General features: G+C 47.7%; 10 protein-coding genes. All 10 read left to right on the top strand.

All coding sequences use genetic code 11. The features are described 5' to 3' along the window. The first annotated feature begins 487 nt into the window (after positions 1 to 487). Complete coding sequence (locus PTQ21_RS29745) at positions 488 to 2824, top strand: helix-turn-helix domain-containing protein (RefSeq protein ID WP_274568238.1); 2337 nt, start codon at positions 488 to 490, stop codon at positions 2822 to 2824. 283 nt (positions 2825 to 3107) lie between these two features. Beyond that, positions 3108 to 4061 carry an ABC transporter permease gene (locus tag PTQ21_RS29740; protein ID WP_063566889.1) on the top strand — a complete coding sequence of 318 codons (954 nt, stop codon included), beginning with the start codon at positions 3108 to 3110 and terminating at the stop codon, positions 4059 to 4061. A gap of 45 nt (positions 4062 to 4106) precedes the next feature. After that, positions 4107 to 4979: a carbohydrate ABC transporter permease gene (locus PTQ21_RS29735; protein ID WP_024633116.1), complete on the top strand. Its 873-nt coding sequence runs from the start codon at positions 4107 to 4109 to the stop codon at positions 4977 to 4979. A 64-nt stretch (positions 4980 to 5043) separates the two neighbouring features. Next, positions 5044 to 6543 (top strand): extracellular solute-binding protein, encoded by a 1500-nt coding sequence (locus PTQ21_RS29730; RefSeq protein WP_090953786.1) that lies wholly within the window; start codon positions 5044 to 5046, stop codon positions 6541 to 6543. Between the two features lie 23 nt (positions 6544 to 6566). Further along, entirely contained in the window at positions 6567 to 7676 is a 1110-nt protein-coding gene (locus PTQ21_RS29725; protein WP_274568236.1) for a glycoside hydrolase family 88/105 protein, read from the top strand. Between the two features lie 185 nt (positions 7677 to 7861). After that, positions 7862 to 8014 (top strand): hypothetical protein, encoded by a 153-nt coding sequence (locus tag PTQ21_RS29720; RefSeq protein WP_274568235.1) that lies wholly within the window; start codon positions 7862 to 7864, stop codon positions 8012 to 8014. After that, positions 8001 to 9374 (top strand): extracellular solute-binding protein, encoded by a 1374-nt coding sequence (locus PTQ21_RS29715; RefSeq protein WP_274570586.1) that lies wholly within the window; start codon positions 8001 to 8003, stop codon positions 9372 to 9374. The genes PTQ21_RS29720 and PTQ21_RS29715 overlap by 14 nt, the downstream gene beginning before the upstream one ends. A gap of 165 nt (positions 9375 to 9539) precedes the next feature. After that, a complete protein-coding gene (gene pulA, locus PTQ21_RS29710) occupies positions 9540 to 11591 on the top strand; it encodes a type I pullulanase (RefSeq protein WP_274568234.1) in 2052 nt (683 codons plus the stop codon). Between the two features lie 282 nt (positions 11592 to 11873). After that, the gene (pulA, locus tag PTQ21_RS29705; protein ID WP_274568233.1) at positions 11874 to 14753 is read left to right on the top strand and encodes a type I pullulanase; all 2880 of its coding nucleotides are present in this window, start codon (positions 11874 to 11876) and stop codon (positions 14751 to 14753) included. A 281-nt stretch (positions 14754 to 15034) separates the two neighbouring features. Next, complete coding sequence (locus PTQ21_RS29700; RefSeq protein ID WP_274568231.1) at positions 15035 to 15667, top strand: 50S ribosomal protein L25; 633 nt, start codon at positions 15035 to 15037, stop codon at positions 15665 to 15667. Positions 15668 to 15966: the final 299 nt, after the last annotated feature.

Raw genomic sequence — 15966 nt, 5'->3', positions numbered from 1 at the left:
AACAAACGTCATTCTCCGCCCTTAACGTACGGGAAAGTAGGGCCCGTTATAGGTCTATACAAAAAAATCCACGCTGAACACAGCGCGGAAATAGACCCGGACACGTACAATCCCGGAGGCGATTTATGATATCCGCTGTTCTTAACTAAGTACAGGGTAATGGCGCATCATGAAATACACGTATGCCACAAGGCACAAGTGAATCGAAGGCCAAACTCCTGAATATGAAACTAGTTAGTTAAGAACGCTCACCGACATCAAAATCTCTCCTTTGATTGAGGAATGCAACCAATATAAACTGGAAATTGCCTTGAAGTCAACCTTCGATAATAAATAGTGGACTTGAATAACAATGGGTTTTAAAATAACAATAGTAAATTAATCCAATGAAAGCGATATTATACATACGTTTTGCATTAGATCGGGTAGTGATTCCGAAATCGTTCTCGATCAAATAACGCAAAATGCACAAAGGAGGATGCTCTTTTTGCCTAAATACCTGCTGCGTTTGCTCTGTTTTACCATGATTCTCGGAGCCCTTCCGGTCATTGTTATTGGTTCAGTCTCCTATTCGATTGCTTCACGTGACATTGAACAGAAGGTCCGGGAGAGTAATTTGCAGATTCTGCATCAGACCCAAATGCGGGTAGAGCAAGTATTGCGCAGCCTGCAATTATCGTCCATCCAATATGTGAATTCTCCACTGGTATTACAAGCGATGAAAAAACCGCTGGACAGCAGCGAATTTCAGGAAATTCGTGATCTGACTTCCGGATTTAATAATCTGCAATCGGTTACTAATATCGATCAGGCCTATCTCGTGAATCTGGATGAAGACTGGGTCGTTTCGATGCGTTCCTTTGGAAAATTGGATGATTTCAGTATTCGGGACCGGATAGGCTCTTATTTGAAATATACAAACAGCCTGTTCTGGGTAACGCAAAATGTGAGTTCAACCAAAGAAAGTGTGCCGGTATCGGCGGGAGTTGGTGAAGCAACGCCAGAACACGCACCTACTCTTATTTCATCCGACAACGTGGTAAGCATGGTATTCAAGATTCCGATGATACCAACGAATGTGAAACCCAAGGGATTTCTGGTTATAGACATAGCCGATACAGAGCTAAGTACATTTCTAAGTCGAAATCCGAATTCAGGGGATATGTACGTCCTTGATCGGGAGCAAAAATATTTTCTCAACGATACAGAACAAGACGGGAAATACGACACGCTAAATCAGGAAATCCATGAAAAGGTACAAACGACAGGACAGTCGGAGGGTTTCTTCAGTGCAGAGGTCGAGGGAAGTCAGGTGGCAGTTAGCTACAGGCAATCCCCACTCAATGGTTGGTTGTATGTATCCGTTGTATCGCTGAGTCAGATAACCGCCCAATCGCAGAAAATTGCATTGGTTACGGGAGTGGCTACATTAGTCATGTTATGTTTGACGGGATTAGTAGCCATCTACGGCAGTCGCAAGATGTATTCTCCCATTTCCAGACTTCTGCAGTTTACAAAAGGACTGGATTCTCCATTGGCTCCGTCGGGACGCCGTCAGGATGAATTTATATACATCGAAGAGCGATTATCGACCTTGTTCAGCTCGGAAAAGACGATGCGTGAGCAGATGAAGGGCCAGCATGTTCATTTGCAGGAATTTTTTATGACAAAACTGCTTACAGGCAAAATATCGGAAGATGACTTCAGATATCAGGGTCAGTTATACGATTTTCCAACCTCATGGTCCAGACTTGGGCTACTTACACTTCAGATCGATACCCTTGAAGGGACAAGGTATGAGGAGCAGGACCGGGATCTGCTGCTGTTTGCGTTAAACAATATGGTCGGTGAGCTGCTGCCCTCTGATATTCGTTTTGCACCTGTCATGATTGATGACGCCCAGGTTACGGTATTGGCATCCGTGTTGGATGATGAAGTACAGCTAAAAGAGTGGATGCACACTCAAGCGGAATTGATCCGTGAGCGGGTTGTGACCTATCTGAATCTGCCTGTAAGTATCGGTATTAGTCGTTTCTATTCTGCAATAGGTGATTCGCCACGGGCTTACCAGGAGAGTCGTGAGGCTCTGCAAGGCAGGGTAAGTCTGGGCAGCCGTATTATTTTGCATTACGAGGATATTCAGCCGCGAGGTCAGACGGAGGCAGCGTTATATACACAGCTCAGGATGATTGAAGACCAGTTGGCTTCTGCACTCAAGCAAGGGGACGAGGAGAAAACCGATGCGTACTTTAAGCAATACCTCGGTCTGCTTGCAGACAAGAAGCTGCACTTCAGCGAATACCCCGTTATCATGGTTCAACTGTTGTCCCGTGTGTATCAGCTTGTACAGGAGCAGGGTGGGAATGTTGCGGAAGTGTTGGGCGAAAAGGCCTCTATGGCTCGACTACTCAAGTTATCCACATTGGATGAAATGACGAACTGGTTCCGCAAATGTTTATTTCACCCTGTCATTCGATTCTGGCGTGAACAGGAAGAATCTCAATATCTGAATATTGCCCGGCGCATGATTCGGCTGATCGAGGAGCGATATGATCGCGAATTGTCGCTGGAAGCTTGCGCAGAAGAACTGAATTTTCATCCAGTCTATCTGAGCCGTGTGTTCAAGAAGGAGGCTGGTGTGAACTTTACGGAATACCTTGCCGAATACCGGATGGAAAAAGCCAAAACCTGGCTGCAGACGACCAACCTGAAAATATCGGAGATTGCCGAGAAACTCAATTACACCAACCCTACTGCTTTTATCCGTACATTTCGTAAAATTACGGGAACTACCCCCGGAAAATACCGGGAGCAGCAGCGATAAAAGCAACCTGCTCTGCCTGCCATGGCAGGCAGGTTTTTCTTTGTTTCAAGGTCAGCCTTTATTATGCGTTTGCAGCAGAGTTAAGACAGGAATATCGGAGGTTAAATGTGGTTCATTCAGGGGAGTAGCTCAGAATTACAATTGCCTTAAACCCTTGCTGTATAAGGGAAAACAAGAAGCTAAAACGAGACGATAGCCAGTTACCCATTTATCCTCCACAATGAAGACATGAATTCAGGAAGTGATATTTTGTAATCGTTTCCAATGTGGGGAGGAAGACACTATGAAAGCCGAAACGGCGGCTCGGACACGACCCGCTACCCGCAGTGACAAAAACCTGCTGTGGAGGGACATCATTAAAAACCGGTGGCTCTATATTATGTTGATACCGGGCGTGCTTTACTTTGTTATTTTCAAATACATACCCATGTACGGTATTACGATGGCTTTTCAGGATTACACGCCTTACAAGGGCATTCTGGGCAGCGACTGGGTAGGGTTTAAGCACTTCCAGCGTTTCTTCGGGGAACCGCAGTTCTGGACTTTGTTCCGGAATACGTTTTTGCTAGCGATTTATAATATGGTGTTCTTCTTCCCGCTGCCAATTGTATTGGCACTCATGATGAATGAAGTTCGCCGTGAACGATTCAAACGCTTTGTACAGACGCTGGTATATGTTCCGCACTTTGTATCCTGGGTTGTTGTGGTTGGTGTGTTCTACATGCTGTTCACAACCGAGGGCGGCGCTATTAACGAATTACTTTATAACCTGACGGGACAAAAAGTGGCTTTCCTGCTTGAGCCCGGCTGGTTTCGAACGATGATTGTTGGACAATCCATCTGGAAAGAGGTAGGTTGGGGCACGATTATTTTCCTAGCGGCACTCTCCGGTGTAGATACACAGCTCTATGAAGCTGCACGGATGGATGGTGCCAATCGCTGGCGTCAGACATGGCATATTACGTTGCCTGCCATCCGCAGTACAATCATTATTTTGCTCATTCTGCGTCTGGGTAACTTCCTGGATACAGGCTTTGAACAGATCTTCCTGATGCTCACGCCGACGAACCGGGATGTGGGTGAGGTATTTGATACCTACGTCTACACCAAGGGTCTCACACAGGCACAGTACAGTTATAGTGCTGCTGTTGGTTTGTTCAAGTCGGTGGTCGGACTGGCACTTGTACTGGGTGCCAACACGATGGCCAAAAAATTCGGGGAGGAAGGCGTCTACTAAAGCTTGGCAGCAGACGTCCTTCACCAGACAGGAGTGAACATTAAGATGCAACAGGATAAAACGTGGGGCAACCGGATCTTTGATATCCTCAATCATGGTTTTCTACTTTTGATCGGAATCGTGACCGTTATCCCGTTCATTTATATTTTGGCCGTCTCGTTTACGAGTCCGCATGAAGTGGCTAAGGGAGGATTCATTCTTTTTCCGAAAGAATTCTCCCTCGCTGCTTACCGTTACATTTTCTCTACAGACACATTGATTCGCAGTCTGGGTGTATCCATTTATATCACTGTAATCGGAACACTGCTTAACCTGTTGTTCACTTCGCTTATGGCGTATCCGCTTTCCAGAAGATACTTGCGTGGACGCCAGCCGATCTTGCTGGGTGTACTGTTCACCATGCTGTTCAGCGGTGGGATGATTCCAACCTACTTTGTCGTAAAATCATTGCACCTGACGGATACATTATGGTCTTTGATGCTGCCTACAGCGATTAGTGCGTTCAACCTGATCGTACTTAAGAACTTCTTCCAAGCCATTCCGGATGAACTGGAGGATGCCGCCAAAATCGATGGATGTAACGATGTGGGCGTATTGTTCCGTATTGTTCTGCCTTTGTCGATGCCAGCAATGGCTACATTCTCTCTCTTTTACGCGGTGGCTCATTGGAACAGCTTCTTCAACGCGGTCATTTATATCAACGATAGTGAAAAGTGGCCCGTACAAGTGTGGCTGCGTGAGATTGTCATCCTGGCTCAGAGCCGGATCGGGGATACCAGTATCGAAGAGACCGAGATTCAGCCGCTCACCATACGCATGGCCGTTATCGTGTTCTCCACGATTCCAATCATGCTGGTGTATCCATTCCTGCAAAAACACTTTGCCAAAGGAGTGATGCTGGGATCGGTAAAAGGTTGAAATTGCGCATGGTTGTACATCTGAATTGGTTCATGACTTTATAAAAAGGGGAGGTTTTCGTTTGATGAAAGCAACAAAAAAGAAAGCCGTAGCTGTCTTGAGCACACTGGCATTGGTAACAGGTCTGCTGGCAGGATGCGGATCGGATGAAGGTCAGGCTGCCGAGGGCGGAGTGCAGAACGTGTCCATTGCAATAGCACAGGTGGGCGACGTACCGAGCAAAGGCAATGAGGTCCAGCAAAAGATTGAGGCGTATACGAACACCAAACTGGACATTCAGTGGATTCCGGCTTCGGCTTACAATGACAAAATCAATGTCATGATTGCATCCAGCGATATGCCCAAAATTGTGAAAGTACAATATAACCCAACCGTAACCAGTGCGATGCGTAACGATGTATTCTGGGAAGTTGGACCTTTGCTGAAGGATTATAAAAATCTGTCTGCACAGAACGAGCGTTTCTTTGACAATATCAAGGTGGAAGGCAAAATCTACGGGGTACCCGTATTCTCTGATATTGCCCGTGCAACGGTGATTTACCGTAAAGACTGGTTTGATAAGTTGAATCTCAAGGTACCAACGACACCGGATGAATGGTATGAAACGATAAAGACACTGGCGACCTCCGATCCGGATGGAGACGGTCAGGATAATACGTTTGGACTCATGCTTTTCAAAAAGTATAACGAGGATCAATATTCCTTCACTACACGTCTTGGCGTAAGTTTTGGTGCACCAAACAAGTGGAAGGTAGAAGATGACGGCAGTTTTACGCCGGAATTCATGACACCGGAATATATGCAGGTGCTGGATTTGCTGAAACGTTTGTATAGCGAGAAACTGCTGAATCAGGACTTTGCCGTATTTGACTCCACAGAAGCGGAGAAGAAATATGATACAGGTGTTGTCGGCATGCGTATCGGTGTCGCCCAGAACGGAAAGAGCCAACAAGAGCGTCTTTCTAAGAATGACCCGGATGGCGTAGTAGACATTGCAGGTTTGCTTGGTGTGAGTGGCGACCGTGTGGCGGGGCAGACGGGTAACTCCGGTATTCTGGCCTTCCCGAAAGCGACGGTGAAATCGGAAGAAGAGCTGAAAAACCTGTTGTCTTTCCTGGATAAATTGATGGACCCGGAGATGGCAACGCTGCTGATGCGTGGTATTGAAGACAAACATTATAAGAAGGCTGGCGAGGACCAGGTGGAGATGAGCGACTTCGATGCGTTCCAGCGTGAAGTGAAGCCATATCGTGATAACTTGCCTTACGTAGAAGGTTACAACGTACCGAAATTGAAAGATACCGAACTCGGTGAAAAGGGTACGGAACTTGCCAAAGAACTGGCGGAACATGCTGTGCCAAACCCTGCATTAACCTTGTATTCGTCTACTTATGGCGATCGTGGGGCAGATCTGGATCAGATGATTGCAGATGCGCAGACCAAATATATTATGGGCAAAATCGATGAAAATGGCTGGAAACAGGAGATCGAGAATTGGGGCAATGCGGGCGGTACCAAAATTCGTGAGGAATATGCCGAAGACTACAAAAAACAGGCTAAATAAAAAGCCGGAAGCGGAGGAACATCATGAAAGAAACCCTGCAATTCACACCGGTACGGATGGCTGAACAGTTCATGGAAAGTTATCGCAATCATGAGTTGTACCCTACCTGGCATTATGAAAATGGTTGTCTACTGAAAGCGCTGGAAGAGCTGTACACCCATACCGGAGAACAGAAATATTTCGATTACATTCATGAACTGATGGATAACTTCATTCAGGAAGATGGCTCGATTCGTTCCTATGCAGTTGAGGAATATAACCTGGACCAGATTAACCAGGGGAAATCGCTGTTCCTATTGCTGGACAAAACGGGCGAAGAAAAGTACCGTAAAGCCGCGGATTTGCTCATGGTACAGCTTAAGGGACAGCCTCGTACGAGTGAAGGTGGATTCTGGCACAAGAAGGTCTACCCGTTTCAGATGTGGCTGGATGGGCTGTATATGGCCACGCCGTTCCTGACGCAATATGGTGCGGTTACTGGCGAGGAGAAATGGTTTGACAAGGCGGCATTACAGCTACTGCTGGTGGAGAAACGTACACGTGATCCACGCAGCGGTCTACTGTACCATGCCTGGGATGAGAGCAGGGAACAGCGCTGGAGCTCGGGAGAAACCGGATGCTCTCCGCATGTATGGAGCCGGGCGATGGGCTGGTATGTGATGGCGGTAGTGGATACATTGGATCATCTGCCTGTAGATCATGAGCAGCGGGGTCAGATTGTGGGGATTTTCGAACGTGTAGCGAATGCACTTGTACATGTACAGGACCAACAGTCCGGGTTATGGCCTCATTTGCTCGATCAGCCGGGGCGTGAGCGTAATTATTTGGAGGCTTCGGGAACCTCAATGTTTGTGTATGCACTTGCGAAGGGCGTACGTAAGGGTTATCTGAGTGGCAAGTTTAAAGCGATCGCAGAAAAGGGGTATCAGGGTCTGCTGCTGCATCTGCTGCAAACGGATCGTGAAGGTGTATTGTCCCTGACGCAGTGTAACGGTGGGGCAGGTCTGGGCGGTACCCCGTATCGTGACGGGTCATACGAGTATTATGTAACTGAATCCATTCGGATTAATGATCCGAAATCGGTTGCTCCATTTATTTTGGCAGGAGTGGAAATGGAACTGGCGACACGCTAGTTCTTTTCTTAAGACTCATTTATGATAGCGTATTCATGGGGCATTTTGCATCAATCCAAGGAGCGACTTCAAATCAGCACAATATAGATCGGAACGGTTCAGTCCGTCTATATTGTGTACCCGTAGCGATTTAATCAAATGAGGCAAAATGTGAACAATTTGGTTAACCAAAGGAGAGATGGTTCATGAGTCCAAAAGGTCGGATGTCCCGTTTAGGCGGATTGGTCGTGGTTGGTGCAATGTCCGCCGGGCTGCTTGCAGGCTGTGGGGAGAGAAAAAGCGCCTGCGGCAGGGGAAGGCAAGCTTCCCATTTCGATTTCTTTGATGCAGGTTGGTGATGTGCCGGCCAAGGAGAATGGGATTGAACAAAAGATTGAGGAATATACGAATACGGATGTCAGTGTACAGTGGATTCCGCAGTCTGCTTTTGATGATAAAGTTAATGTCATGGTAGCTTCGGGCGAGATGCCGACCATCATGCGTGTGAATTATGTACCCACAACATTTAATGCAGCCAAAACGGGGCTGTTCTGGGAAATTGGACCCTACCTGAAGGATTATAAGAACCTGTCTGCCCAATCCGAGGCTTATTTTGACAATATCAAGATCGAAGGAAAGGTCTACGGGGTACCCAACTTCCGCGATATTGGGCGTACAGCCATGGTGTACCGTAAGGACTGGTTTGACAAGCTTAAGCTGGATGTACCAAAAACGCTGGATGACTGGTACGAAGTGATGCGCTCCATTCGCAAGGATGATCCTGATGGTAACGGCAAGGAAGATACGTATGGAACGGTACTATTCAAAAAGTACAACGAAGGAGTATCCTCTCCGCTGACACGGATCGCCGTAAGTATTGGTGGGGTGAACAAGTGGGGTGTGGACGATGCGGGTAAACTTACCCCTGAATTCCTGACCACAGAATATGTGGACACGATGAAGCTGTTCAAGCGTCTGTTCAGTGAGGGATTGATCAACAGTGACTTCCCAGCGCTGGACCCTTCTGATGCGGACAAAAAAATCGACTCCGGTCTTGTAGCTATGAAGCTGAACGGTGTTGCTCAGAACGGAAAGTCGTTTCAACAGCGGCTGACACCAAACGTGCCTGATGGCGAGATTGATGTGGCTCCGTTCCAAGGACCGGATGGCATTCGAATTGCCGGGGAACCAGGGAACTATGGCATACTTGTCATTCCCAAAGCTTCCGTACCGGACGAAGAACAGTTAAAACAGGTGCTGACGTTCCTGGATCAACTGATGGACGAACCACTGAGTACGCTTCAGCTGCGTGGTCTGGAAGACGTGCACTATACGAAGACTTCGGATGGCAAAACCGAGTTCAAGGACTTCGACGGGTATCAGCGTGAAGTGAAGCCTTATCGTGACAATCTGTTAAGCATTGAAGGTTATAACGTGCCTGAGCTTGTCGATGTACCGATCGGTATGAAGGGCACGAAGATGGCACGTGAGAATGAGAAGTATGCCATTCCAAATCCGGCGCTGACCTTGTCTTCTGCCATCTATACTGAGCGCGGCCAGGAGCTGGACCAGATGATCTGGGATGCACAGACCAAATACATTATGGGCAAAATCGATGATGCTGGATGGGAGCAGGAAGTGGCGAACTGGAGAAAATCCGGTGGCGACCAGCTCATTTCCGAATTTGAAGCGTCTTATGCCCACTTAAACGGGAAGTAATTTGAAGAACAAGTTGTGTTTTGCGTGAAATGACGTGAAGCATGGCTTGTTTTTTTATGTTCTTTTTCATCCCTAAGATTATGGTTAAGTGACAGAACGGGTATAAAAGGTAAGGAGCATTTGTTCACATTCATTTTATTGCTCATCGAGAGGGGAATATACAGCATGATTGATGACCATCACAAGTTAGACGTATTAAACGTAGTAGATACATACCAAGGAAGAGATCTGGGTGTCACGATGGAACCACAAGCCTGTAGTTTCAAAGTGTGGGCGCCTACCGCAAAGCAGGTAGATGTGCTGTTATCCCCGCCTTCAACAGGGTCAAGTCCCATTGAACAGAAGAATCAGGATGAACAGAAAGAAATACCAATGAACAAACAGGATCAGGGCATCTGGTCCCTGAAGCTCGAAGGTGAGTGGAACGGTTATCGTTATATGTACAGGGTAACCTTTGATGACGGAAGACAGGAGATTGCGGTTGACCCCTATGCACGGGCTGTGACCATGAATGGAGAAATGGGAGTCATCGTCAGGCTCGAACAGACCCACCCGAATGGCTGGAATGAGGATATTCGTCCAGAACTGGCGAGCACGGTAGATGCGGTCTTATATGAGCTGCATGTGCGCGATTTCTCGATCCATGAGTCATCCGGCATGAGGCACAAAGGAAAGTATCTTGCTTTTACCGAGACAGGTTTGCACGATTCAAACGGGAATACACTGGGGATCGATCATTTGGCTGAGCTGGGAATTACACATGTACATCTGCTACCGGTTTTTGATTTTGCGACAGTGGACGAATCGAAGGAAGATGACGGGACTTCCGATTGCTCACGTTATAACTGGGGCTATGATCCGCTCCACTACAACGTTCCAGAAGGTTCTTATGCATCCCGTGCAGATGAGCCGGAGACAAGAATTCGAGAGTTCAAATCGATGGTACTCGCCCTTCATGAGAAGGGGATCGGAGTCATTATGGATGTGGTGTACAATCATACGTTTGATACGGCAGCCAGTTCATTTGAGAAGCTTGTTCCAGGATATTACTACCGTCAGAACCCGGATGGCACGTACAGCAATGGATCTGGTACAGGCAATGAAGTGGCTACGGAGCGCCCGATGGTGCGCAAATTCATTATCGACTCCGTACGATACTGGGCAGAGGAATACCATGTGGACGGGTTTCGTTTTGACCTGATGGGTCTGATGGACACTGCAACGATGAAAGAGCTCGCAGCAGAACTGCATGCCAAAGTTTCTCCGTCCATCCTCTTATACGGTGAACCCTGGGGAGCGTTGGAATCACCCCTTGGGGATCAAATGACACTTAAGGGAGCACAGCGTAAAGCCGGATTTGCTGTATTTAACGATAACCTCCGTGGAACGATCAAAGGCGATAGTGATGGAACGGGAACCGGATTTGCTACTGGAGCGGAGGGAAAGGAAGATGATATATGGACAGGCGTACGGGGAGCCATTACCGATTTTACGGATAACTCATCTGAAACGATTAATTATGTAACCGTACATGATAATCTCAACCTGTGGGACAAAGTCGCCCAGACGCAAGGATTGCACGATACACTGGGATTTATCAAATATAGCGAAGATGGTCGTGTGAAAGGCAGCGCCAACGTGGAAGAGGCTGTACAGCAGGCGAAGCCGTATTTACACGTTGACCCGGATCGTATACTGGAGAACGAAACGGTCCGGCGTTGTCTACTTGCTAATGGCATCGTATTGACTTCCCAGGGGGTTCCTTTGCTTGCGGCTGGAGATGAATTTCTGCGAAGTAAATATGGTGATGCCAACAGTCATGAGAGTGGGGATTCAGTCAATGCTATTCGGTGGGAGCAAAAGCAGCAGTTTAAGCCTATTTATGATTATTATCGTGGCCTGATCCGTCTTCGGCGCGAGCATCCTGCTTTTCGTCTTCGTACCCGGAAAGAGATTGAGCTCCATGTTCGATTGCTTGAAAAAGGAAAAGGGCTGTTGGCCTATGAACTGGCAGGAACCGCTGTCGGAGATTCATGGGGACGGATAATCGTTATATATAATGCTTCCAAAGAAACCCGTACAACCTCCGTTCCTTCAGGTACATGGAATGTGGTCGTAGAGCAGGGGCAGGCTGGTACCGAGACGCTGCGTACGGCCAAGGATGGTCAGGTCAGCATTCCTGCTATATCCATGACGGTTATGTATTCAGGTGAATGAACGTTATTGCACCCTTTCTCCATTGTGGGACGAGGGTGTTTTGTTTTCTCCCGTCTTTTTTCATCAGGACAGGTACAAATGCTGTCAATCTATGGCGCTTGTTTACATATGCTGTATCTTGAAAGCGATTGCTATGTAGATTTGCATCATATTCAATATGCTAATTGAAAGCCTCTGCTCAACCGATATGTTGAGTACAGACAACCCCGGGTTGACAAATGACGTCTCGCTCCGTAACATCGGGACAACACGAAATCAATGGATATAAAGGCGGTGGGAACGATGCCGGAATGGACATCTTTTCGTTATGAAGGCAACGATCTTGGCTTAACATATACGCGTACAGTAAGCACATTTAAGCTGTGGGCACCTACAGCTCAGCAGGTTTCTATACTCATTTTTGATGATGAGGGACATTATGATGCAAGTGGTAAAGTAACCGAACATGATGACGGACAGCAACGGTCGATGACCCGTGACCCGGATGGAATATGGAGCTTACAGCTTGAAGGGGATTGGGCCGGACATTATTATATGTATCACATTACGCATGATGATCAGCATAGTGCAGTGGCACCCGATCCTTACGCTCGTGCTGTATCGGCGAACGGACAGCGAACAGCCATCATTGACCTGGATACAACCAATCCTGTGGACTGGGAAGAGGATGTGAAGCCCGTATTTCTACGTCCGGCAGATGCAGTTCTATATGAATTACATGTGCGTGACTTCTCCTCCGACCCCCATGCCGATATTCCGTATAAGGGCAAATATTTGGCATTTACAGCTTCCGGGTTGACGGACAGAGGCGGCAACTCCATCGGAGTAGATCATCTTGTCGAACTCGGCATCACGCATGTGCATCTTCTGCCTGTAGCGGATTATCAGACGGTGGATGAATTGGCATCGACAACGGACGCCGGTTCGAATGCCAAATTGCCATACAACTGGGGGTATGATCCGCAGCACTATAACGTGCCGGAGGGTTCCTATGCCACCAATCCACGTGATCCTGCGGTTCGAATTCGGGAGTTCAAGGCTCTCATTCATTCCTTGCACCGACAAGGCATTCGTGTCGTGCTTGATGTGGTTTATAACCATACGTACAGCGTGGATGATGGACCTTTTGAACGAATTGTACCAAGTTATTATTATCGTTACCGTGAGGACGGCACATTGAGCAATGGCTCGGGTGTAGGCAATGAACTGGCTACGGAGCGCCCCATGGTACGAAAATATATTTTGGACTCTCTCCTGTATTGGGCAGAGGAATATCATGTGGACGGGTTTCGATTCGACCTCATGGGTCTGATTGATACAGACACGATGAACGAAGTGACCCGTGAGCTGAGAGAACAGATTGATTCGGCTTTTCTGATCTACGGGGAGCCGTGGACAGGCGGAGATTCACCTCTGGATCGGAAAACGTTAAAAGGAACACAACGCGGTCAGGGATTTGCTGTATTTAACGATCATTTCCGCAGTGCCATCAAAGGGGATAGTGATGGTATCGGCAAAGGTTTTGTTACCGGAGCAGACGGTAGGGAGTACGAAATTGCCATGGGTGTAGCAGGAGCGCTGGATGATTTCACATCTTCACCAGTGGAATCCGTCAATTATGTGACGGCACATGATAATCTCAACCTGTGGGACAAAATCGCAACAACGATGTACCTCAGGCATGATCTCGGTTACCCGGTATGGAGAGACGGGCAGCCCGTAGAAGGAGGCAGTGCGGAATCGGCGGTTAAAGCGGCGGACCCTTATCGTTATGTCGATGCGGATGATGTACTTGATCATGAGATGGTCCGTCGTTCGTTGCTCTCAACAGGGATTCTACTTACCTCACAGGGGATTCCATTTCTTCATGCAGGAGATGAGATGCTGAGATCCAAAGCAGGAGATCACAATAGTTATCGCAGCGGGGACGCCGTGAATACGATCACTTGGGCTAACAAAGCTCGATTCAGACCTGTTTTTGACTATTATCGCGGCCTGATTCATCTACGCCGCACACATCCGGCTTTTCGTATGATTAACGCCGAGCAGGTAAGGAGTCACCTTCGCATGATGCGAGCAGAAGGAAATGTGGTTGCATTTACACTGGATCACGGAGCGAATCAGGATACCTGGAATCAGATCGTGGTGATCTACAACGGAACAGGTCATCAGCAGCAAGTGAGTCTGCCGGAGGGTGACTGGCATATCGTGGTGAATGATCACCAGGCAGGTACAGATCTCATTGAGACGGTGAGCGGAACCGCAATGGTAGAACGATGGTCACTGATGGTAATGTACGACACGGAGTATGCTGGCGGTGCTGAACCCGCTGTGATTGAGATTCATTCGCCGCGTCTTGTGTACAGTGTCGGAGAGATTGCCGGTTTGCGAGCATCGGTCAGAGACCGTTTTGGTAATGTGGTGGAGAACGCATCTGTGAACTGGAGCTCTTCGAACCCACAGATTATTGCGATTCAATCCGATGGGACAATTCATATGGGGGAGATTGGGGAAGCCACGATCAGCGTCCAATGTGGCACGATTACTACAGAGTGTACGCTGCAGGTTGATCACCTCCATCCGGAACGAATTGAAATTATTGGGGAATCTGTAATGTACACGACACGTGTCAGTCGATTCCGCGCCTTGGTTCTGGATCAATTCGGCCAGCCTCTGCAAGGTATGAATATACGGTGGAGCTCGTCTAAGGTGGACCATGCAGTGGTTAGTACAGCAGGAATTGTGCGTGCTTTAACACCAGGGTCTGCCCAGATTACCGCGGAGGCTGGAGGGATTCAGGCATCGCTGAATGTCAAAATCCACAAACCAATTTCGCGAATTGTCACTCTCCGATATGAACGGGAAGATCAGCATTATGAGGGATGGGATGTCTGGGTATGGGGCACAGGCATGGAGGATGGAGCGGTCTCCTTTGAGCGAGTAGGCAATGCAGCAGAAGCCCGTTTTCGGGTGGCTGCAGGACTGCATCATCTGGGCTTAATCATTCGGCTGAATGAATGGGAAGCCAAAGATACCTGCGGAGACCGTTATGTTGATATCGGTCCTGAAGACGGAGATGTGCACATTATCGTTCAGAGTGGGTCGGATCAGATGCAGGTTATCCGTGAAAGTGATGTAGAGGATGATCGTAACAGCGCATAGCTGGTCAGGTTATAGCTTCATACAAATGGTTGGAAAATATAGGCTTAACAAGCGGTTGGAAGGTATTCCGGCTGCTTTTTTTGTTCATCAGAAAGAACCATTTTCACCCGAAAAATAAAAAAACTGTACATGTCAGTGTTTGAGATGGTCTTTCATTGGGGTAAATATAGATATGGCCCCAGATTCGGCCACGCACGAAAAGGCCATTCTGGTCTAAGAGAGAAGCTTATCGCTTCCTAACAAATATAAAGTAAGGATCCCTTGAAGGAGGATGTTCAATCATGAAATCCAACGGAAAAATGGCTCAACTTACGGCAATACCAAGAACTGAAAAGAAAGGTGCAGCATTGCGCCTGTTAAGACAAGGCGGACGTGTTCCGGCTGTCGTTTATGGCCCGGGATTAGAAGGTGCCGCGATACATGTAGATGAAAAAGAAGTGCTGAAAGTAGCACGTACAGGTCGCTCCGAGATGTTCAACCTCAATCTTGAGGGTGGCAAAACGGTTCCAGTGCTGATCAAGGATCAGCAGGAACGTAACGGACGTCTGCTGCACGTGGACTTCCTGCAAATTTCGAAGAACAAGCCGATCAGCGTTAGTGTATCGATCGACTTCCAAGGTACCGCAGCCGGCTCCAAGGCAGGCGGTGTGTTCCAGACACAGGAAACTCAACTGGAGGTCGAAGGACTTCCGGCTGATCTGCCAACCTCCATTGAGGTGGATGTTAGCGGACTGGAAATTGGTGATCGTTTGACAGCTGGAGATATCAAGCTCGAAAAAGGTCTGACTCTGGTGACGTCAGGTGATTCCATCATCGCTTCCGTGATGCCGCCACAAGCGGCTGAGGAAGAGCCTACGGCTTCTGCTGATGAAGCAGCACCAGCAGCACCAGAAGAACCAGCTAAAGAAGAATAGGGAGTCAGAATATTTATTATTCTGTATCTCAACCAAGCCCGGTCATCACGACCGGGCTTTTTTATATTGGAAATGGACAAGTGGAGTCGCTGGAGATGCGCGATAATGAATGTCGTTTTGACTTATGACAGATGGCTACATAGTCGAGCTATTCGGTATGATAACGTTGCCTGTTTGCGTGAAGTAGCGTTACAGTATACTATGATTCGGAGCAGCAACAATGCACTTTGGAATAATTTGCACAAGAAAGCAGGTTTCGCAATATGTTTGATCCGACGATTTATGACAATTTAAAAGTA

Source organism: Paenibacillus marchantiae (genome assembly GCF_028771845.1).
GTDB classification, from domain to species: domain Bacteria; phylum Bacillota; class Bacilli; order Paenibacillales; family Paenibacillaceae; genus Paenibacillus; species Paenibacillus marchantiae.
This window is presented reverse-complemented; position numbering and strand designations above follow the sequence as displayed.